Origin of the sequence: Candidatus Flexicrinis affinis, assembly GCA_016716525.1 — a bacterium.
In the GTDB taxonomy this organism is placed as follows: domain Bacteria; phylum Chloroflexota; class Anaerolineae; order Aggregatilineales; family Phototrophicaceae; genus Flexicrinis; species Flexicrinis affinis.
Genome location: JADJWE010000009.1, coordinates 259,257 through 278,638 on the forward strand (window position 1 = coordinate 259,257; position 19,382 = coordinate 278,638).

Sequence of the window (19,382 nt, forward strand, 5' to 3'; positions counted from 1 at the left end):
TTTGCCGGCGTTGTTGGCGACCGCGCGCTGCGGGCCGATGGTGGGGAGGCATTCGGGCGCGCTGAGGCGCGGATTTGTTGCAACATCTTGCGTTTAATGGTATATGAGAAATGTCCGCTTTAGGCGCGGATAGTTTTATTTGCACTGAGGGAGAATTCACATGGCAACATCAGCGACTTCTGGAAACAATGTCATTGCAGTACTAGCCGCCATTTACACAATAATCCTCTGTATCATCCAGATCTGTGGCGGCGTGGTCATCGGGCTGCTGTCCGGCGGGCTGGGCGCAATCGGCCGTGCGGCAACCGAAGCTGGCGTCGAGGACCCGAGCCTGACCGAATTGGGGAATGCCACCGGGGCGACCGGAATCGTCAGCATCATCCTCGTCGTTGTCGGGATCGCGCTGCTGGCGGCTTCGGTCGGCGTGTTCATGCGCCGTCCGTGGTCGTACTGGCTGATGATTGCGATGCACGTCGCGTTCGTCGTGCTCACCCTGCTGAGCGCCGGGCTGTCCAACATCGTGTCGATTATCTTCATGGTGCTCAGCGCAGGCGTAGCCGCCGCGTTCTTCCTGATGCCGGACATCAAGCGCGCGCTCAACGTCGCGTAAGAACCCGTCCCACAGCTTTGACCGACTACAACAACAGCCCCGCTCAATCGAACGGGGCTGTTGTTGTGAGTGTTCAGTTTTCAGTCGTCAGGATTCAGCCGTCAGTGCCTTTCAACTGACAACGGGTCACTGCCGACTGTTACCTAAGCGCGGAGCGCTTAGAAGTCCATCCCGCCGCCGCCCGGGGGCATGGCCGGCGCCTTGTCTTCCTCGGGCACGTCGGTGATGAGCGCTTCGGTGGTCAGGATCATCGCCGCGATCGAGGCCGCGTTGGCGACCGCGCTGCGGGTGACCTTGGCCGGATCGGGGATGCCTGCCTCGATCATGTCGATGTAGGTGTTGCTCACCACGTCGTAGCCGATGCGCAGGTTGTTCTTCTCGCGCTGCAGGCGGCGGACTTCCTGAATGATGACCGCGCCATCCTCGCCGGCGTTGCTGGCAATCTTGCGCATCGGCATCTCGAGCGCCTTGCGCAGGATGTTGACGCCGGTGTTCTCGTCGTCATTCTCGAGCTTGTAGCCGTCGAGCGAGGCGACCGCGTTCACGAGCGCGACACCACCGCCCGACACGATGCCTTCTTCGACCGCCGCGCGGGTGGCGCCGAGGGCGTCCTCAACGCGGTGCTTCTTTTCCTTCAGCTCGGTCTCGGTGGCGGCACCGACGCGGATGATCGCGACACCGCCGCTCAGCTTGGCCAGACGCTCCTGCAGCTTCTCGCGGTCGTAGTCGCTGGTCGTCAGCTCGATTTCCTTGCGAATTTCTTCGATGCGGCCCTTGATCTGGCCGGGATCGCCCTGACCGTCGACGATGACCGTGTTTTCCTTGCTGCTCACGACCTTGGCCGCGCGGCCCAGATCCTGCAGCGTGACGGTCTCGAGCTTACGGCCGGTCTCTTCGCTGATGACGGTGCCACCGGTCAGGATGGCGATGTCACGCAGCATGGCCTTGCGGCGATCACCGAAGCCCGGCGCCTTGACGGCCAGCACGTTCAGGATGCCGCGCAGCTTGTTCAGCACCATCGTGGCCAGCGCCTCGCCGTCGACGTCCTCGGCGATGATCACCAGCTCGCGCTTGCCGATCTGCATCAGCTTCTCCAGCATCGGCAGGATGTCCTGCGCGGCGCTGATCTTCTTGTCGTAGATGAGGATGTAGGGATCGGACACGACCGCTTCCATCGACTCGGCGGCGGTGATGAAGTACGGGCTGATGTAGCCGCGGTCGAACTGCATACCCTCGACGTACTCGGTCTCGAACTCGACGCCGCGGCTTTCCTCAACGGTGATGACGCCGTCCTTGCCGACCTTGTCCATCACTTCAGCGATCAGGTTACCGATCTCGCTGTCCTGCGCGCTGACGCTGGCAACCGACGCAATTTCGTCGCGGGTCTCGATCTGGGTGGCCTGATCCTTGATCGCCTTGACGACGACCTCGGCAGCGGCCAGGATGCCGCGCTTGAGCTGCATCGGGTTGGCGCCGGCGGCGACGTTCTTCAGACCTTCATTGACGATCGCCTGAGCCAGCACGGTGGCGGTGGTGGTGCCATCGCTGGCGGCGTCGTCGGTCTTGGTGGCGGCTTCCTTTAGAAGCTGCGCCCCCATATTCTCATACGGATCTTCCAGTTCGATGTCCTTGGCGACCGTGACGCCGTCATGGGTCACGGTGGGGGCGCCGAACTTCTTGTCGAGCGCGACGTTGCGGCCCTTCGGCCCCAGCGTCGTGGCGACGGCGGCGGCGAGCTTGTCGACGCCGGCCTGCATGCGGCGGCGCGCTTCTTCCTTAAAGATCAACTGCTTGGGCATGGCTATTCTCCTCCGAGAGTCTCTCGTTTGTCGCAGAATTCAGGACGAAGGCAAAACTGGGGGTTATTCCAGAATGCCCAGTACGTCGGTTTCCTTCATGATCAACAGCTTCTTGCCATCAAGCTTGATTTCGGTGCCGGCGTACTTGGCGAACAGGATCGTGTCGCCGGTCTTGACGTCCATTTCGATGCGCTTGCCTTCGTCGTCGCGGCGGCCGGCGCCGGCGGCGAGGACCTTGCCCTGCTGCGGCTTTTCCTTGGCAGTCTCGGGCAGAAGCAGGCCGCTGGGCAGCTTGTCTTCGCCTTCGGACGGCTCGACGAGGATACGGTCACCTAGTGGGCGGAGGTTCATGGTGGTCTCCTTATGATCTCAAATCGGGTCGCAGTTTAGCACTCACACACCGATAGTGCTAATTCACGCCGGAAATATACATACATTTCGCCGTGTACGTCAAGCGCAAACTACGACTTCTAGCAAACTTCATATACAAGTGACAGGGATTGGAGTAGTCAGGTTTCAGTGGTCAGGAGTCAGTTGTCAGATCCAAGGATTCAGGAGCCAAGGTTTGAGTAGCTGCGGACGACGGCAAGTTGCTCCTCATCCAGATTTCTTGGTGAACTGCTGACCGGTATTGCCAGACCTGCACTGTCAACTGACCACTGACACCTGACCACTGGCTCCTTCCCCTCTTGCACATGCCGCCGTCCATCTGGCACTCTTATCGGCAGAGTGCACATTGTCCCGAAAGCCGCCTCTGATGACTGCTTCGAACCATCCCCCGCTGAGTCCGCACGCATATACGGTGTCGCAGTATGGCGCCGCTGCCGCCATTGCCGCGCTGACCTTCTCTGCACCGGTGCAGGTCCTGATCGCGCTGCGGGTGCCGGGGGCGGGATTGTTCGTCGTGACCGCGATCCTGTCGTTGCTGCTGACACTGCCCTTGTTCCTGCTGCTGCGCGCGACGCCGCCGGTAACGACCGACGACGCGGGCATCACGCTCAAGCCGCGTGTGGGGCGCACGCTCACGATCGCATGGGGCGACGTGCACGAGGTCAGGCCGTATCCGCTGCTGCCGCCGACGGACTCCGAGGCCGTGCGCCGCGCCGCCGTAGGGCGGAGAAGATACCGCGTCGCCGAGGGCATCATGCTGCGCTGTGCCGGTCTGCCATGGCCGTACCGCGTCGTCGGTTGGTTCGCGGGCGAGGGGTTCCGCCCCGTGTTCGCCGTCACGAACCGGTCGCACGCCGAATACGACCGGCTCAAAAAAGAGATCGAACGGCGGGTGAAGCCGCGCTAATGCCAACCGTCCATGGAACTTCGCCTCGTCCCCGAAACCGACCTATCGTCGTGGGGGGGTGGGGGGGGGGGGGGGCGGGGGGGCCGCAGCCACTGGTATCCCTACCGTGACTTCGATTCGTGGATGAGCCGTGTCGATCCGCAGCGGGTGTATGGCCTCTACCAAGACTCGTTCCTGATCGGCACGTTCAACCTGACCGACACGCCGCGCCCGTATCAGCGCGAGGGTGGCTGGGGCGGGGGGGGGGGGGGTTGGCGGATCGGCCTGCGTTTAGTGGGCAGGGGCTGGGCGATGGCGCAGGCCGATCGGATCGCACAGGACGGCGGATACGCGGCTATCCGGTTCGACGGTGTCGCCAGCAACGCCCCGTTGATGCGCTTCTACGATTCGCTAGGTTACGAACGGCGCGGCGTCATGGATTTGACCGGGCAGGGCTGGCAGCCTGTGATGTGCTACGAACGGATATTCTCAGCGCGATAAACCGCCGGTGCCGAGCTGCGTCAGCAGCCGGTCGGCACGCGCGATTAGCGGTTCGTCGCGGACTTGGCAGGCAAGATTGCGGCCGGTGCGTGCAGCGGCCCAACCGGCGCTGTGGCGTTCGGTTCGCATGAACAATTCGGCCAGCGTGAGGGCGGCCTGTGCACCAATGCGGCGAGTGCCATAACGTTCCGCGAGATCGGCGGCGGTGGTCAAATGCGTGTGCGCTTCGCCGATATGGCCGGCCAGCATCAGAGTCTCGCCGAGGGCGACGTATGTTGCCGCCATCCAGACCCGCAGGCCGTCGTCCATGCGAAGCGTCAGTGCGCAATTGAGATGAGACAGCGCGGCGCTGCTGTCACCCCACGCTCGCAGCAGCAGTCCCAACGTATGCAACGCATCGGCTTCGATGTCTGCGCGGCCGCAGCGCTGGGCAAGGTCGAGCGCGAGTTGCGCGGTGTCCAGCGCCTCTTCAGGTTGGCCGAGCTTGAACGTCATCCCGCTCCACGCCACCCGTACTGCCGCTTGAACCGCCATGTCACCCGCCCTGCGCGCATGCTCCAGCGCGTGAATCAGCGCCGCCCGTGCGCCGCTATAGTCGGACCGTTGGAAGCGCGCCTGCTGAATCAGCGCGAGCCTTCCGCGTTCGAGGTACAGCGCCGCCAACGGGCCCGGTAGCTCGCTGCGCCCGATCTGGCGCTCCGCGACGTTCAGGTGACGCAGCGCCTCGCGCGTGCCTTCGCCGTCAAGGATCACCATGTCGACATATAGCCGCGCGCGGGTGAGCTGGAGGCTGATCCGCTCGTGGTCGGTGGCGTACGGCATGCTCACGTGGCTGATCTCTTGCGGGAGCGCGTTCAGCGCGCTGTGCATCTGCCCGCCGTAGAACAGGGTGGTCGCCGCGCTGCAAGCCGCGTGCATATCGAGTACCGTGTTCATGACACATCCTCGCGCACATAGTCGAGCTTCCAACTGCCGTCCCACGTTTTGCCGCCGTCCGTCGTGCGTTCGTATCGCCACGCGAACCGGTCGGAGTGGATGTCGTCGAAGACCTCACGCATGGCCGTGTCCCCGGCGATGGTGCCGTCTGCGTTGACAAATCGCTCGGCATAGCCGGTGAATCGGCGTGCTTCCGAGTCCCACGCGCCGACCCAGTTCAGAATCGAACCGCCCGGTTCGCTATCCACCCACCGCTGACGCCATCTTCCGACGCTGGCGTCGAACTTGCGCAGGCTCCACGCCTCGAACGGCTTGCCGTTCAGCGGCCCGCAGAAATGTTCGAAGATCAGGTTGCCGCCGAGTTCGCGCGTATGGAACGCCGTCAAGTCTTCTTCGACCCACGACCCGCTTTCGGTCAGCAATCGCGACCGTACGCGCCACCGGCCGATGAACCAGTCAAGTTCCGCCATATGCGGATCGGGGTCGGGCAGGGGACGGTTCGGGTCGCTCATCGCTCGTACTCCTTGCGCATATACTCTACAGGGGATGCACCGGGAATTGCAGCTCGGTCACGGTCGCCGATTGCTCGCTTTCCCAGTCGATGTGATGGTAGATCTCGCGCCCCGGCCCGCTGATCGCGTAGCCGCTCTCGTCGATCCAGCGGCCCAGCGCGGTATACCCCTCCGACAACGACAGCCACGGACCGCGATGGACGGTAACCGCCATCGTCGGCACGGCAGGCAGGGCGACCGGCTTCATCTCGCGCCGATGGGACAGCGGTATGTGCTGCGTGCCGTGTTCGGATGGGAACCCGACTTCGACATCGATGGTCTCGAGCTCGTACGCTTCGTCGTGGAATACCGCCATCAGGTTCGTGCCCAGTGTGGATAGGGCGTACGAGTGCGTCTCTCGCAGCAGGTCGACCAGCGCGTTCATCGTTGGGACGACCGTGCGTACGGCCGTAATCTCCATCGGGTCTGCGCTCTTGATAGCGACCTCGTACGGAGGCGCTGCCACCGTGGTGTCGATCTGCCGCAGGCGTGCCTCGACCATCCGCAGCATCGACGCGGCCTCGTCGATCTCCTGTTCGAGCTGTGCGCGCTTGAGGGTCAGCATGGCGCGCAGGTCGTCGGCGCTCGGATGGTCGCGCAGGAGTGACCGGATTTGCGGCAGGGCGAGGCCCATCGCACGCATCGCCAGAATCCGGTTGACCTCGGCGATTTGGTCGATGGCGTAGTAGCGATACCCGGTGTCGGCGTCGATCGTGGCCGGCTTGAGCACGCCTTCGGCGTCCCAGTGGCGCAGCGCCTTGACCGATACCATACAGATTTTCGAGAACTCGCCGATCTTGAACATGGCCCGCAGCCCCTCCCCATACCCGTCATTAAAAACTCTACCCCAGCGGGAGAGTCAAATGAAAAGATGCGGAGGCTCCGCCTCCACGCCTCTGCAAGGGGGCGTAAGCCTTCTGGCGGGGTTTGGGGGCAGCGCTCCTGTGGGGTTCTACTCTTCGATGACGTACGAGAAAAGCGCGCCGCACATGAGCAGATAGCCGGCGGCGGTGATCGCCAGCAGGCCGAGCCAGCCGATCCAGAGCGATTCCGGTTGGCCGGAGAACATGCCGTTGGAGGCCCGCACGGCGCATAACAGCACCGGCAGCGCCGTCGGCAACATGATGATCGGCAGCAGGGAATCGCGCGAGCGCGCCTGCACCGCGATGGCGGCTAGCAGCGTACCGACAGCCGACAGGGCGAGCGATCCGAGCACGACCGCCGCAATGATCGTCGGATGAGCCAGCGGCAGGTTGTAGAGAATGGTCATAAGCGGCAGCAGGATCAGGCCGATGAGGCTGGAGAAGACGAAGTTCGACAGCGCTTTGCCGAGAAAGATCGAGGCGCGCGGCATCGGCGAGAGCAGCATCGCGTCGAGGCTGCCCTGTTCGCGCTCGCCGCCGAGGCTGCGGTTCAGGCCGAGCATGACGGCGAATGTGACCGTCACCCACAGCACACCACCCGCCACCGCGTCGCGCGTCTGGCGATCGAGCTCGAGCGCGAAGCTGAAGGCGAGGATGCACAGCACCGAGAACAGGCCCATCATGCTGAGCAGTTCCCGGCTGCGCATCTCGGCGCGCAGGTCTTTGGCAAAGACGGCGAAGGCGGCGGGCCACAATCCGGTCATGTCATTCCTTCCGATCGGTGCCGGGCGATTATACGCGATTTGACCGTCGTCCCCAGCGGACGGTATGCTCGATGTGTCGATCTACCGCAGATTCGAGGATGGATGTCCGTGACTCGACCGTCGTCGCATTGGCGGATACCCGCCGCGGTATTGCTGATTCTGATGATGGTGGGTGTGGCACAGCCGGCGCCGACTGCGCGCGATCTACTGCCACGGGTGGGGATCGCCGCCGTTTCTGCTGCCGAGATGGAACCGCTGGCGGCCGGCTTGTCAGACGTGGAGTGGCTGCTGGCCGGAGGCGTGCCGTACACGATCGGCACCGTCGACGGGCGACTCGTCGTACTGTTTCAAGCGGGGCCGGGCATGGTGAATGCTGCGGCGCGCATTCAGCACGCGTTGGATCGCTTCGCGATTACGCATCTGATCTTCAGCGGTGCCGCCGGGGCACTTGAGCCGGGTCTGGCACCGGGGCAAGTCGTGGTGCCGCGCTGGTGGGTCAACCACCAATTCGGCGTATTCACCGACGATGGCATCCAACCCCTGCCGCTGCACATCTATCCGGCCGGTGGCGAGCCGCTGCAGGTCGATGGTTTCGAGGTCGATCCCGAGTTGTACGCGATCGCGGAGCGCATCGACGGCGTCCGTGCGGGCGGCACAGGCGTGAGCGGCGACCAGTTCATCCGCAGCGACGCGGCGCGTGGGGATTTGGCGTCACGCTTTGCGGCGCGTATCGTCGACATGGAGAGCGCGGCGGCGGCGCAAGTTGCGCTGCTTAACGACGTGCCGTTCATTGCCGTGCGTGCCATCAGCGACGACGCGGGCGACATGGCCGACGGCCAGATCGAGGCGCAGATCGTGCAGGCGGGGCGGGCTGCCGCCGCGGCCACGCTGGAGCTTGTACGCCTGCTTCCATGAGCGTAGGCGAATAATCGATATAACACTCTCGCGAAACCGACCGTTTGGTCTGTATACTGCTGCCAGAGCAATTCGCCTGCGCACCAGCGTTATAGGAGCACCATGACCCGCACCATCGAAACGACCGCGCCGGTACGCCCGCCGCGCATGCCCGGCATCCCATATCTCACTGACAACGTCAACATGCTCAACGATCCGCTCCGCTACCTCGTGCAGGGGTATCGCGAGCTGGGGCCAGTATTCCGCGTGCGCATGGGCTTCACCGAGTACACCGTCTTGGCGGGACTTGAGGCGAATCTGTTTCTCCAGCGCGAGGCCGAGCAGTACCTGACCAGCGAAACGCTGTTCGGCGGGATGGCGCGCCAGTTCAACACCGACGTCATGCTGACGATGCTCGATGGCGAGCCGCACCGGCACATGCGCAAGGTCATGCGGCCCGGGTTCTCGCGTTCTGCGATTGCGCCGCACGTCGCCAAGGTGCTCGATGTCGTGCGCGAATTCGCCGAGACGTTGAAGCCGGGCGACGACGTGGCGGTGTTCGACAGCATGCGCCGGCTTGTCTGTAATGAGATTGGCCTGATCACCACCGGCGTCAAGCCGGGTGACCGCTATCAGGACATTCTGACCTTCCTCGCCGGCGCGATGAACGTCGAAGTCGTCAAGGTGTGGCCGCGCGTGATGCTCAGCCGTCCCTCGTGGAAGCAGGCCAAGGCGAACATGCTGGCGCTCGGCAAGGAAATTCTCGATCTGCATCGCGCCGATCCTCCGCGCGAGGGCGGACGCACGCCGGACATGATCGACGATCTGCTGGCGTCGGTGCGTCCTGACGGTGACCCGTTCACCGAAGACGACCTGATCTCCTTCGCCGTCGGGCCGTACATCGCCGGCATCGACACGCTGGCGAGCACGCTGGCATTCTTCGTGTATGCGATCGCCAAACACCCCGAGATCCGAGCCCGTGCCAAGGCCGAGGTCGACGCCCTGTTCGACGCTGGGACGCCGGACCTGAACGACTTCCGCAAGCTGGAGTTTCTGCACGCCGCTGCCATCGAGAACTTGCGCCGTTTCCCGGCCACGCCGTTTACACCGCGCGCCGTCAAGCACCCGTTCACGTTCGCCGGCTACGACTTCGCCGTCGGCACCGAGGTGATGTTCGCCAACGGCGTGACGCACATGCTCGATGAGTACTATCCCGATCCGCTGAAGTTCGATCCGGAGCGCCATCTGACCGGCGAAGCGCCACCGCCCGGCGTGTTCGCGCCGTATACGCTCGGCCCGCACACGTGCCTTGGGGCAGGGATGGCGGAAGGTTTGGCGCTGATTACGATGGCGGGGCTGCTGCGCCATACCAAGCTCGAACTGCCGAACCCGGACTATACGGTGAAGATTCGCACCATGCCGCTGCCCAACCCGGGCCAGTCGTTCCGGGTGAAGGTGGCGGACAAGCCGGTCTAGTCGTCTCGCCGGGAGGCCATCTGGCGAAGGTCGCCGGTGAGCTTGAATACCCCGATCAGCACGGCGAAGAATTCGAGCCGGCCAAGGAACATGCCTGCCGTCTGCGTCCACATCACGCCGAGCGGCATGTCGGGGCGCGTGACGCCAACCGAGAGGCCGACCGTGGACAGCGAACTGGTGAACTCGAACAGGCTTTCGCGCAGGGTATAGCCGTGGGCCGCGATAATCCCTGAGCCGATGAAGAATACGGTGATGTACATGCCGACGAATAGCGCCGCCTGCCGCACCTGCTTGTCGTTGAGGAGGTCGCGCCGTTCACCGTGCCAGATCGCCGGCTCGTTGATCGCATGCTTCGGTAGGAAGGCGCGCTTCAGTTCCCAGATCACCGACTTGTACAGAATATAGATGCGCAGCTGCTTAATGCCGCCCGCGGTCGAGCCGGTGCCGCCGCCGATCAGCATGAGGCTGATGAGCACCAGCCAGCCGAACTCGGCCCACGGCAGATAAGACGTGGTCGAGAACCCGGTCGTCGTCCACGCCGATGCGGCCTCGAACACGGCCGCCCGCACGCCTTCGTGCGCGGTCGGATACAGCGGCACGACGATCCCGAACAGCAGCAGCGGCCCGACCACGAGACCGGCCAGCATCATGCGAAGCTCGCCGTTGCGGATCGCGGTGCGAAACTTGCGTTGTAGCAGGGTATACGCGATGACGAAGTTGAGCGCGCTGAGCACCATGAGGACGATAATGACGGCTTCGATGGCGAGGCTGTCCCAGTGGCCGATCGAGTCGACTTTGGTCGAGAATCCGCCGCCGCTGACGGCCGAGAACGCGTGCACGACCGCATCCAGCGGCTCCATGCCCGCGATGAGCAGGGCTATGATCCCGACAACGTTGTATGCAATGTAGATGCGGAACACCAGCGTCGCGCTTTGGCGGACGTTTGGCGCAAGCTGATCGGTGCGGCCCTCCGCCGCCGACAGCCCAGACGCGAACGAGCCGGCTACGGCGGACAGCGCGATGATGGCGAACCCTGCGCCGCCGCACGCTTGCAGCCAACTGCGGAAGAATAGAATCAGGTTGGGGGCTGTCGTGACGTCCACGACTGAAAGACCGGTAGTCGTCCACGCGCTGGTCGACTCAAAAACGCCTTGCGAGAAATTCAGGCCGACGCCGGCCATCATCGGAACGGCACTGCTGAGGATGCCCAACAGCCACGCAAGCAGGACAACCACCGACCCTTCCTGAATGTCAAGCGAGATCGGCTCCCTCGGGATAAACCGCTTGGCGGCCAAGAGGCCCAGCACCAGCATCGGCAACCCGCCGAGCAGAAAGCCGCCAGCGTGTACCGCCTCATCGGGGTAGAACACGATGAGCAGTACCGGCACAAGGTTGATGACGCCGATGATCGCCGCCAGCATACCGACATAACCCACGATGGCGCGATATCGATCGCGCAGATGCGCGCGGTAGCGATCCATGTGTGCGGCCTAACCGAGGATGGCTTCCAGATCCCGCTCGTGATGCTCGACGTCGCTGATGACCAGCACATGGTCATCGGCTTGCAGGACGGTCGAGCCGCGCGGGACTATTACCTCGTCACCGCGCACGACGCAGCCGATCAACGTGTTGCCGGACAGCGGCAGGTCGTTGAGCGTCATGCCGACGGCGGGCGCGCTTCTGGGAAGGTGCACATCGGTGAGCGTGACCCGGCCCTTCATCAATGGCATCAGCTCGTGGACGTTGGCAAACGACGTCTCGGACTCCAGCATCTGCCCGATGACGCGCGTCGCGCTGAACGCCACCGTCACGCCGAGCTTGGTGAAGATCTCCTCGTTGTCGGGGTCGTTGACCAGTGCGATCGTGCGCGGCACGCCGAACTTGCGGTTGGCGATCTGGCACGCGATCAGATTATCCTGATCGTTAGGGGTGAGGGCGAGGAACGCGTCGGTCATGCGCGCGCCCGCTTCTTCAAGCCGGTTGATGTCGGTGCCGTCACCGACTACGACAGTGGCTTTGGTCTGGCTGGCGAGTTCGCGGCATTGGGTGACATCCGGGTTTAGGACGACCACGTGTACTTTGCTGCGGACGAACTGGCGCGCGAGATAGTAGACGGTCCTGCTGCCGCCATACAGAATGATGTGCATCTTCTATTCCACCAGCCTCAGAAACGCGTCAGCCGACAATTTTACCGGGCTGATCGTCTCGATACCCAACTCCTTGTACAGCATCTCGCGCGCCGGGTCGAAGACGCGGGCGACCACCCGTTTCACGTTAAAGATCTCCTTGGCGACCTGAGCGACCATCAGGTTCGTGTTGTCGCCGGTGGTAGTGGCGAACAAGCAGTCGGCCTTCTGGATGCCGGCTTCCTTGAGCGTATGCGGCTCGATCGCGTCGCCGATCAGACGAAAGCCGGAAAAGTCCGGGCCGAGCTTGTCGAACGCACCGTCGCGCCGGTCGATCACGACGACGTTGTGGCCCTCACTGCTCAGGTGATTGGCCAGCGCGCCGCCCAATCGGCCGCAGCCGACGATGACGATATGTTTGAAGTGTGGCATAGAGGGGACTGGATCTGTCTTCTGACGGAACCGCACTAGGCTAGCACGAGTTGCAGGGCCGGGCAAGTGCAATCGAGTCGCACCGCAGCCGCAAGTCGCGATCCTTCAAATAGGGTATAGTGGGATTCTTGAACCCTAAATTCGGCTTGGCATGATGTTCAACAGTCTCTCCGGGCAAACGCTCGGCAAGTACGAACTGCGCGATCTGCTCGGCTCCGGCGGCATGGGCGCGGTCTACCGCGGCTATGACCATGCGCTCCGGCGTGAGGTCGCCGTCAAGGTGATCAACTTGGCGGCCGGTGGTGCGGACCTGCAAGCCCGCTTCATCCGCGAAGCGCAGACGTCTGCGGCGCTCGAACACAACCACATCGTGCGGATCTACGACTACGGCGTCGAGCGCGACATCAACTACGTCGTCATGCAGTACCTGACCGGCGGGTCGTTGGCCGAGCGCATCAAGCAGGCGGCGGATCAAGGCCGGCCGCGCGCAAGCCTGACTGAGGTCGCTGCGCTGCTTCAGCACCTCGCCAGCGCGCTCGACTACGCGCACAAGCAGGGCGTCGTCCACCGCGACATCAAGCCGGCCAACGTGATGTTCAACAATCAGGGACAGGCGTTCATCGTCGACTTCGGCATCGCCAAGCTGCTGACCGGTGCGACCAACCTGACCGGCACCAACATGGCGATGGGCACGCCCAGCTACATGCCGCCCGAGCAGTGGTCGCAGCGCGACCTGACCCCCGCCGCCGATCAGTACGCGCTGGCCGTGACGACCTATCAGCTCGTGTCGGGCCGATTGCCATTCGAAGCCGACAGCGTGCCGTCGTTGTGGTACAAGATCGAGAACGATCAGCCCACGCCGCTGCACATCCTGCGCCCGGACATCCCGCACGAGGCGATGCTGGTCATCAACCGGGCGATGGGGAAGATCCCCGCCGAGCGATTCCCGAACTGTACGCAATTTGCGCAGGCGTTCGAAGCCGCGACCTACGGCGCGGAGTCCGGCGCGACCGAGTATTTCACGTTCAAGCTTGCGCGCCCGGCGTCCGCGGTTTCGCGTACCCCGACGCCTCAGACGCCGGGCGGATCGTCTGGCAGCGGCACGCCGCCGCCATCAAGCCGCACGCCGTCCATCGCCGTGACTCCGCCCGTATCGCAGCCTCGGGGCGGTTTCCCGCGCGGCCTCTTGATTGTCGGCGCGCTCGCGATTGTCGCGCTGCTTGTAGTTGCTGCCGCGCTGCTGGGCGGGCGCGGACCGTCCGAGTCCGACCTGCGTCTGACGGAAGTCAACCAGACGCTAGTTGCGGTCGGTCTGGCGACCGCCAGCGAAGCGACCCGCCAGAGCGGACTGGAACTGATCGTCACCGAGACCGCGACCGACAGCCCAACCGACTCGCCTTCGCCTACAGCTACGGATGCGCCGACCGACGAACCAACGCGCGCGCCATCGGAAACGCCCACCGATAGCCCAACTTCCACACCTACGGCGACCGCCACCGACGCGCCCAGCGCAACACCGACCGACGAGCCGACCGCTACCGCGACGATTTCCGCGCGGGAGGCCGCACTCGCCACCCTCGATACCGCCGCCACGATGACGGCCACGCAGTGGACGCCGACGTGGACGCCGGACTTCGACGCCACCGTGCGCGCAGAGCTCACGGCGGTATTCGTCGAGACTCAGATCGCGCGCGCCACCGCCCGCGCTGAAGAACGCTTGGTCGCCCAGCAGACGCAGGACGCAAGCGCGACGGCGGAGACGATCGAAACCCTGAGCGCCGACCAGACGCGCGTCGCACAGCAAACCCAAGTAGTCGCCGCGACTGAACGCGCGCAGGCGACGGTGTTCGCTCAACAGACTCTCGATGCCGCCGCGATTGTCAGCGCGGAGCAAACCGCAGCCGCACAGGCGGAGTTCGACGCACAGGCAACGGGAATCGCCGAGGTGACGTTATCTGCTCAACAGACGCTGGCCGCAGCAGCGACCGTTGGCGCGGAGCAAACCGCGGCCGCACAGGTGGAGTTCGATGCGCGGGCCACGGGTATTGCGCAGGCGACGGTGTTCGCCCAGCAGACTCTGGACGCTGCGCCGACAATAACGCCGACCATCGGCCCTGAAGGTGGTCTCTACCACGTACAAGCAGGCGACACGATCGCCAGCATCGCGGTTCGGTTCAACGTATCGGTTCTGTCGCTGATGGCGGCGAACCAGATCACCGCCGATGCGTCGCTGTATGTCGGGAGGCCGCTTTTCATCCCCGCGCGACCGACGCCAGCGCCGACCCGAACACCGACGACTCCGCCGGAACTGCGCCCGACCTCCACGCCCTCGCTGACGCCGGCGCCGCGCGTGCCGATTACGCTCGGCAATGCCAGTCAGCTTGCCGAAGTCGCGCAGATTCAACCGCCAGGCAGGGCGGCTGTTTACTCGGCCAAGTTCAGCCCGGATGGCACGCGCATCGTCTACGGCACGTCATCCAACGAAGTTGTGGTTTACTCGTTCGGCGCGAGGCGCAACATTCGCAGCTTGTCAGGACACGATACCACCGTCGTCAGCACGGTGTGGAGCCCGGACGGCACGCGCGTCGCCAGCGGTGACGGAAACGGTAAGGTATACGTCTGGGATGTCGAAAACGGAGAGCGTGTGCTGGAGCTTGTCGGGCACACCAGCACGGTGTTCGGACTCGCGTACAGCGGCGGTGGCGCGTATATCGCCTCGGGCTCTAACGATGATTCGGTGCGCGTTTGGGACGCCTACACCGGCCGCTTGGAGATGCACCTCGGCGGCAGCGGCGGCACGATCTACAAGACGATGTTTTCGAACGACGGCTCGCGTGTCGTGGCGGTGTCGTCAGATCGCCGTGTGCGGGTCTGGGATTGGCGCAACAACCGCCTCATCAGCGAGACCGAATTGCGCGGGTTTGTCGGCGCGTTGGCCTTCAATCCGGACGGCGACACCTACGCCACGGGCGCCGATGGCCCGCAGTCCGGCGAAGTCCACCTGTGGAGCTTGTCCACCTATGCCCCGTTCCGCGTGCTGCAAGTGCCCGAATACGTCCTCGACGTCGCCTTCAGCCCGGACGGGTCGCTGCTGGCGAGCGTAGGCTGGGACGACACCCTGCACGTGTTCGACTGGCGCAGCGGGGCCGAACTCGCGGCGCTCTCCGGCCACACCGCCGACGTTCAGGCCGTCGACTTCAGCCCGAACGGCACACTGATCGTTACCTCCGCCGAAGACGGCACGATCCGCCTGTGGGGGATTCCCTAAACAGCCTAAAGGGTTTACACCCTCTGTACTCCCGTTTCTGCGAAAATGCGGCGCATGCGCCGCATTTTCGCGCATAACGAGGTGCAGGAGTGCAAACTCCTGCCGGGGTTTGGGGCAGCGCCCCAAGCTCACTCCCAGTGCGCGGCGCGGAGCCACGACATCACGACGTGCATGGCGTCGACGTCGTCGTGGATGTAGGCGCGCATGCGGGTGAAGCTGTCGGCATCGCCGTCGTATACCCAGCGCTTGAAGTCGGCCAGCGCGAGATCCCAGCGGTCGTAGGCCTTCCACTGGAAGCCGAGATACGGCGCGACGGCCTTGAGCGATCGGCTCTTGAGCGGGAAGGCGACAGTGCGCTTGACATCGGCGTGCAGGTCGCGCATCACCGTGTCGAGCAGCGAACGGGTCGGCTCGGCGGCGGTCTGGCGCATCACGCCGCTGTCGAAGCCCGTCCAGTGCAGCACGGGTGCGCCGTTCGGCAGCAGCTCGCGCGCGAGATCCCAGCCCTCGGCTTGGCTCGACGTGATGAGAAAGCGATCGTCGTCCGGCGCGCACAGTGGGTTGAGATCGTCGCATACGAGGACGGTCTGTGCCGGGTCGTCGTCGGCGCGAATCGTGATGCTCCACACGCGTCCGCTGAACGGATCGGTCTCGATGTCGAGGTAGGCGCACGCGGCATCGAGCAAGTCAGATGGGCGCGGTGCGAGCAGGCGCGGTTCGCGGTTCACATACGCGATGGCGTGCGCGTGGATCGTCTCGGCGGTCGTCTTGATGCCTTTGACCGCGCGCAGATCGTCCGGCGTGGCCTGCGCGACGTCCTCGATGCACACGAATCCGCGCGCGCGCAGGCTGTCGCACGTGCGCGGGGAGACGTTGGGAAGCAGGTCGAGCGGGAGCATTTTGGGTAAGGAGTCAGGAATCAGGTGTCAGTGTTCAGTATAGCAGGGGCGAGTGTCTGGTTGTCATGGCAGGATGCATAAAGCGCAGTCGGGACTGTGTGGTAGAGCCAAGGCGTACGGTGGCCGACGTATCTTGCGATTACAGGCTTAGACACCCAAGCGCCGACCAGAATCCCTTCTACTTGGAGACGGGATGAGGGCGACGGGCGTCACGCCTCGTACAACGACGCGTACAGCGCCTTCTGACGCTCCAGCAGTCTCACGTATGCGTCGGAGGAGTCGGCACGCGGACGCACAATGGCCTTGACTGACGGCGCGTCGACCGGCTCGCCGTTTTGCGTCAGGCCGCACAGCAGCGCGACGCCGCGCCCGGTCGGCTCGGCCTGATCGACCAGATACAGCGGCGCATCGAGCGCGTCGGCGGTGATCTGCGCCCATGCCGGCGACTGATTCAGCGCACCGCCGCCCGCCAACACAAACTCGCCCGGGCGTCCCATCAAGTCGTAGATCATGCGCAGCCGCAGCGCGACGCTCTCGAGCAGGGCATGTACGATGTCGAGGGGCGCGGTGTCGAGGCGCAGGCCGTGGAGCGTGCCGGTCGCGGCGGCGCGATAGCCGGGGCTGCGCTCGCCTGCGAACAGCGGCAGGACAGTCAGACCGTGCGATCCGGGCGTGCGCGCAAGGAGGGTATCGTCGAGTTCGGAGTCATCCAGCTTGAGCGCCGATTTGGCCCATGCGAACACGCTGCCGCCCTCGCTGGTCGCGCCACCGATCAGATGCCGTTTGGCGTCGACGCGATACGCCCACAAGCCAACCGGCACGCGCCCCGGCTCAGGCGTGACGACACGCAGCGCCGCCGTCGTGCCGACCGTTAGCACCGGATGTTCCGGCACCGATCCGCCCGACCCGATGTTGGCCGCTGCCCCGTCGCCGACGGCGAGGTAGAACGGAACGCTGTTGAGAAACGGCCAGCGCGCGCCATACGCATCCGATAGACCGCAGTACACCTCGTCGTAATCGGCCAACCGCGGCAGCGCGGATGGTTCGAGGCCGAGGGTGTTAAGCCATGTCGCGTCCCACGTAAGCGTCTCACGGTTGAGCAGCCCCGACCACGACGCCACCGAATAGCTGCACGGCACGTCGCGCCCGAACCACACGCGGTAGCAGTAGGTGGCGAAGTCCGTCCATTGGGCGGCACGGGCGTACGCTGCCGGATCCGTGCGGCGCATCCACGTCAGTTTGGCGGGATGATAGGCCGGATGAATGCGGCATCCGGTGCGCGTGTGCGCCGCGTGCAGCGAGACGGACTGCGCCAGCGCATCGGCATCGGGTGCGCTGCGCATGTCGGCGTAGGTGAGGATCGGCGTGACCGGCGTGCCGTCCGCGTCGACGCCCAACACGTTGCCGACGAACGTCGCCATGCCGACCGCCGAGACATCCGCCGCGGCGGGATGCGTCAAGATCTGATCGATACACTGTTCGGCCAGTTTGCGCAGGTGCTCGGCATCGACGGTGCCGCTGCGTGAGAAGTGGACAGGCCGGCGTGCGGACGCGTCCGCGATCGGCTCGGCGGCGCTGTCGAACAGCAGCGCGCGAACCGACGAACTTCCGACGTCGAGGACCAGCGTGCTCACGACGGCCTCACGCGGTACAGCATTTCGCCGGCCTTCGGGACGTACAGCACACCTTCCGATTCGCGCCCCTCCCACGCGGCTGGATCGATCAGCGCCGGATCGCAGTAGCCGAGCGCGAGTGTCTGGCAATCGGCCGCGGGAATGGCAGTCGACAGCGTGACGCGGATGCGCGCGTGCTCGACGCCGTTGTCGTAGGTGCCGCTTCCGCGCAGATGGGTGCCGTGCGCCAGCACGCCCAAGGGCAGGTGCTTGAAGCGATCCCACTGCTTGAGATAGTAATCGCGCACGTGATAGCCGGCCTCGAAGATGTATTTGCCGTGGACGTGGCTGACGGTGTCCAGTTCCGGCGCATAGACGATGACCTCGCCGCCGTCGGCAATCGCCGGTTCGAGCTTGTACATCGCCTTGGCCGCTGTCCACAGCTCGTCGTACATCGTTGGCGCGCGCGACAGCACCGACCGGAACGGGGTATCGACCCATCTGATGTGGCGCTCGGACGACAGATCGGCGGCGGCTGACCACGCGCTCACGTGATCGCCGACGAACAGGCCTGCCAGCCCGTCGCCGACCACCACCATGCTCACCAGCGTGACCGGTGTTGGGACGCACTCGGCGGCGGCGTGGATCATGTCGCGCACGGGCGTGTCCTTGACGCCGATGGTGTTCAGGATGGTCGCCAGCGCGCCCAGCCAATGCGTCGTGTTGATCATCTCCGCGCCGGAAATGCCGGGGAACAGGTACTTGGCGCCGCCGCTAAACCCGACCACCTCATGCGGGAACGTCGGACCGACGATCAGGATGTGGTCATAGTCACGGATGCGCCGGTTGATGCGGATGGGTGTGTCGTCGCCCAGTGAGGGATGCCACAGGTCGCCGGCGATGTGCTGAATCTGCGCCTTGTCGAGCACGCCGATCTGTTCCAGCGCGTTCGGGTTGGCCCAGTCGTGGTTGAGCAGGCCGACGTGCTGGAACGTGGTCCGCCGTTCCTCGGCCGTGATGCCGACCAGCTTGTGCAGCGCGGCGTCGTTCAGCGGTGGATGCGTGCCGAGCGCCACCATGAAGTCGAGCTGGCGCGCGTCGCGTAGTTCGTCCACGAGCAGGCGGAACAGCACTGGCAGCGGCAGGCTGCGCGTGTGATCGGGGATCAGCACGAGCACGCGCGCGTTGGCGAAGCGCCCGCCGAGCCCGGCATGCAGCGTCTCGCGGATGAGCTCGGGGGACAACAGTGCGCCCTCAGGCGCGGTGGCTTGGGCGTCAATCGGCATGAGCGACGACTCCGTCGGTACTGGCTGGAATGCGAGAGATTGTACCGGATGAGCGCAGGGCGGGGCAGTCCGGCGACACCATTGTCTG

18 protein-coding genes are annotated in these 19,382 nt (G+C 64.6%); 6 read left to right on the top strand and 12 right to left on the bottom strand.

The window, feature by feature from the left end; all coding sequences use genetic code 11:
• Positions 1-160 precede the first annotated feature (160 nt).
• Entirely contained in the window at positions 161-610 is a 450-nt protein-coding gene (locus IPM16_20375) for a hypothetical protein (GenBank protein ID MBK9125460.1), read from the top strand.
• A 158-nt stretch (positions 611-768) separates the two neighbouring features.
• Here the strand turns inward: IPM16_20375 and groL are convergent, their stop codons facing one another.
• Together groL and groES are read right to left on the bottom strand one after the other, a co-directional pair.
• Positions 769-2,409 (bottom strand): chaperonin GroEL, encoded by a 1,641-nt coding sequence (gene groL, locus IPM16_20380; protein MBK9125461.1) that lies wholly within the window; start codon positions 2,407-2,409, stop codon positions 769-771.
• A gap of 63 nt (positions 2,410-2,472) precedes the next feature.
• Positions 2,473-2,760 (bottom strand): co-chaperone GroES, encoded by a 288-nt coding sequence (gene groES / locus IPM16_20385; GenBank protein MBK9125462.1) that lies wholly within the window; start codon positions 2,758-2,760, stop codon positions 2,473-2,475.
• A gap of 406 nt (positions 2,761-3,166) precedes the next feature.
• Here groES and IPM16_20390 point away from each other — a divergent pair, with 406 nt between their 5' ends.
• Together IPM16_20390 and IPM16_20395 are read left to right on the top strand one after the other, a co-directional pair.
• Positions 3,167-3,706, top strand: coding sequence for a hypothetical protein (locus IPM16_20390; protein ID MBK9125463.1), 540 nt, complete (start codon positions 3,167-3,169; stop codon positions 3,704-3,706).
• Between the two features lie 123 nt (positions 3,707-3,829).
• Positions 3,830-4,186 carry a hypothetical protein gene (locus IPM16_20395; GenBank protein MBK9125464.1) on the top strand — a complete coding sequence of 119 codons (357 nt, stop codon included), beginning with the start codon at positions 3,830-3,832 and terminating at the stop codon, positions 4,184-4,186.
• On the opposite strand, the gene IPM16_20400 is transcribed toward IPM16_20395, so the two are convergent.
• From IPM16_20400 to IPM16_20415, 4 genes are all read right to left on the bottom strand, one after another.
• Complete coding sequence (locus tag IPM16_20400) at positions 4,175-5,122, bottom strand: tetratricopeptide repeat protein (GenBank protein ID MBK9125465.1); 948 nt, start codon at positions 5,120-5,122, stop codon at positions 4,175-4,177. The two genes, IPM16_20395 and IPM16_20400, sit on opposite strands and share 12 nt — an antisense overlap.
• Entirely contained in the window at positions 5,119-5,634 is a 516-nt protein-coding gene (locus IPM16_20405; protein MBK9125466.1) for a DUF1579 family protein, read from the bottom strand. Before IPM16_20405 ends, IPM16_20400 begins: the two co-directional genes overlap by 4 nt.
• Positions 5,635-5,659: 25 nt before the next feature.
• Positions 5,660-6,478 (bottom strand): MerR family transcriptional regulator, encoded by an 819-nt coding sequence (locus IPM16_20410; GenBank protein MBK9125467.1) that lies wholly within the window; start codon positions 6,476-6,478, stop codon positions 5,660-5,662.
• A gap of 147 nt (positions 6,479-6,625) precedes the next feature.
• The gene (locus IPM16_20415) at positions 6,626-7,300 is read right to left on the bottom strand and encodes a heme exporter protein CcmB (GenBank protein ID MBK9125468.1); all 675 of its coding nucleotides are present in this window, start codon (positions 7,298-7,300) and stop codon (positions 6,626-6,628) included.
• Between the two features lie 108 nt (positions 7,301-7,408).
• Here IPM16_20415 and IPM16_20420 point away from each other — a divergent pair, with 108 nt between their 5' ends.
• Together IPM16_20420 and IPM16_20425 are read left to right on the top strand one after the other, a co-directional pair.
• Positions 7,409-8,215: a 5'-methylthioadenosine/S-adenosylhomocysteine nucleosidase gene (locus IPM16_20420; GenBank protein MBK9125469.1), complete on the top strand. Its 807-nt coding sequence runs from the start codon at positions 7,409-7,411 to the stop codon at positions 8,213-8,215.
• 102 nt (positions 8,216-8,317) lie between these two features.
• The gene (locus IPM16_20425) at positions 8,318-9,670 is read left to right on the top strand and encodes a cytochrome P450 (GenBank protein ID MBK9125470.1); all 1,353 of its coding nucleotides are present in this window, start codon (positions 8,318-8,320) and stop codon (positions 9,668-9,670) included.
• Here IPM16_20425 and IPM16_20430 read toward each other — a convergent pair.
• The 3 genes from IPM16_20430 to IPM16_20440 are packed head-to-tail and all read right to left on the bottom strand — an operon-like array spanning position 9,667 to position 12,228.
• The gene (locus IPM16_20430; GenBank protein MBK9125471.1) at positions 9,667-11,151 is read right to left on the bottom strand and encodes a TrkH family potassium uptake protein; all 1,485 of its coding nucleotides are present in this window, start codon (positions 11,149-11,151) and stop codon (positions 9,667-9,669) included. The two genes, IPM16_20425 and IPM16_20430, sit on opposite strands and share 4 nt — an antisense overlap.
• A gap of 9 nt (positions 11,152-11,160) precedes the next feature.
• A complete protein-coding gene (locus IPM16_20435) occupies positions 11,161-11,817 on the bottom strand; it encodes an NAD-binding protein (GenBank protein MBK9125472.1) in 657 nt (218 codons plus the stop codon).
• A 3-nt stretch (positions 11,818-11,820) separates the two neighbouring features.
• Positions 11,821-12,228, bottom strand: coding sequence for a TrkA family potassium uptake protein (locus IPM16_20440; protein MBK9125473.1), 408 nt, complete (start codon positions 12,226-12,228; stop codon positions 11,821-11,823).
• A 151-nt stretch (positions 12,229-12,379) separates the two neighbouring features.
• Between IPM16_20440 and IPM16_20445 the strand changes: the two genes are divergently transcribed.
• Positions 12,380-15,496: a protein kinase gene (locus IPM16_20445; GenBank protein MBK9125474.1), complete on the top strand. Its 3,117-nt coding sequence runs from the start codon at positions 12,380-12,382 to the stop codon at positions 15,494-15,496.
• 128 nt (positions 15,497-15,624) lie between these two features.
• Here the strand turns inward: IPM16_20445 and IPM16_20450 are convergent, their stop codons facing one another.
• The 3 genes from IPM16_20450 to IPM16_20460 form a co-directional block, all read right to left on the bottom strand.
• Positions 15,625-16,395 carry a ribonuclease H-like domain-containing protein gene (locus IPM16_20450; GenBank protein ID MBK9125475.1) on the bottom strand — a complete coding sequence of 257 codons (771 nt, stop codon included), beginning with the start codon at positions 16,393-16,395 and terminating at the stop codon, positions 15,625-15,627.
• Between the two features lie 209 nt (positions 16,396-16,604).
• Complete coding sequence (locus IPM16_20455; GenBank protein MBK9125476.1) at positions 16,605-18,029, bottom strand: gluconokinase; 1,425 nt, start codon at positions 18,027-18,029, stop codon at positions 16,605-16,607.
• On the bottom strand, positions 18,026-19,294 hold the full coding sequence (locus IPM16_20460) for a DUF2088 domain-containing protein (protein ID MBK9125477.1): 1,269 nt from the start codon (positions 19,292-19,294) through the stop codon (positions 18,026-18,028). Before IPM16_20460 ends, IPM16_20455 begins: the two co-directional genes overlap by 4 nt.
• Positions 19,295-19,382 lie beyond the last annotated feature (88 nt).

What these genes read in the sequence shown, in the direction of transcription:
- IPM16_20450 (MBK9125475.1), bottom strand. Translation starts at nt 16,395, where the DNA reads ATGCTCCCGCTCGACCTGCTTCCCAACGTCTCCCCGCGCACGTGCGAC.
- IPM16_20435 (MBK9125472.1), bottom strand. Translation starts at nt 11,817, where the DNA reads ATGCACATCATTCTGTATGGCGGCAGCAGGACCGTCTACTATCTCGCG.
- IPM16_20375 (MBK9125460.1), top strand. Translation starts at nt 161, where the DNA reads ATGGCAACATCAGCGACTTCTGGAAACAATGTCATTGCAGTACTAGCC.
- IPM16_20410 (MBK9125467.1), bottom strand. Translation starts at nt 6,478, where the DNA reads ATGTTCAAGATCGGCGAGTTCTCGAAAATCTGTATGGTATCGGTCAAG.
- IPM16_20425 (MBK9125470.1), top strand. Translation starts at nt 8,318, where the DNA reads ATGACCCGCACCATCGAAACGACCGCGCCGGTACGCCCGCCGCGCATG.
- IPM16_20390 (MBK9125463.1), top strand. Translation starts at nt 3,167, where the DNA reads ATGACTGCTTCGAACCATCCCCCGCTGAGTCCGCACGCATATACGGTG.
- IPM16_20445 (MBK9125474.1), top strand. Translation starts at nt 12,380, where the DNA reads ATGATGTTCAACAGTCTCTCCGGGCAAACGCTCGGCAAGTACGAACTG.
- IPM16_20415 (MBK9125468.1), bottom strand. Translation starts at nt 7,300, where the DNA reads ATGACCGGATTGTGGCCCGCCGCCTTCGCCGTCTTTGCCAAAGACCTG.
- IPM16_20395 (MBK9125464.1), top strand. Translation starts at nt 3,830, where the DNA reads ATGAGCCGTGTCGATCCGCAGCGGGTGTATGGCCTCTACCAAGACTCG.
- groES (MBK9125462.1), bottom strand. Translation starts at nt 2,760, where the DNA reads ATGAACCTCCGCCCACTAGGTGACCGTATCCTCGTCGAGCCGTCCGAA.
- IPM16_20430 (MBK9125471.1), bottom strand. Translation starts at nt 11,151, where the DNA reads ATGGATCGCTACCGCGCGCATCTGCGCGATCGATATCGCGCCATCGTG.
- IPM16_20460 (MBK9125477.1), bottom strand. Translation starts at nt 19,294, where the DNA reads ATGCCGATTGACGCCCAAGCCACCGCGCCTGAGGGCGCACTGTTGTCC.
- groL (MBK9125461.1), bottom strand. Translation starts at nt 2,409, where the DNA reads ATGCCCAAGCAGTTGATCTTTAAGGAAGAAGCGCGCCGCCGCATGCAG.
- IPM16_20440 (MBK9125473.1), bottom strand. Translation starts at nt 12,228, where the DNA reads ATGCCACACTTCAAACATATCGTCATCGTCGGCTGCGGCCGATTGGGC.
- IPM16_20400 (MBK9125465.1), bottom strand. Translation starts at nt 5,122, where the DNA reads ATGAACACGGTACTCGATATGCACGCGGCTTGCAGCGCGGCGACCACC.
- IPM16_20405 (MBK9125466.1), bottom strand. Translation starts at nt 5,634, where the DNA reads ATGAGCGACCCGAACCGTCCCCTGCCCGACCCCGATCCGCATATGGCG.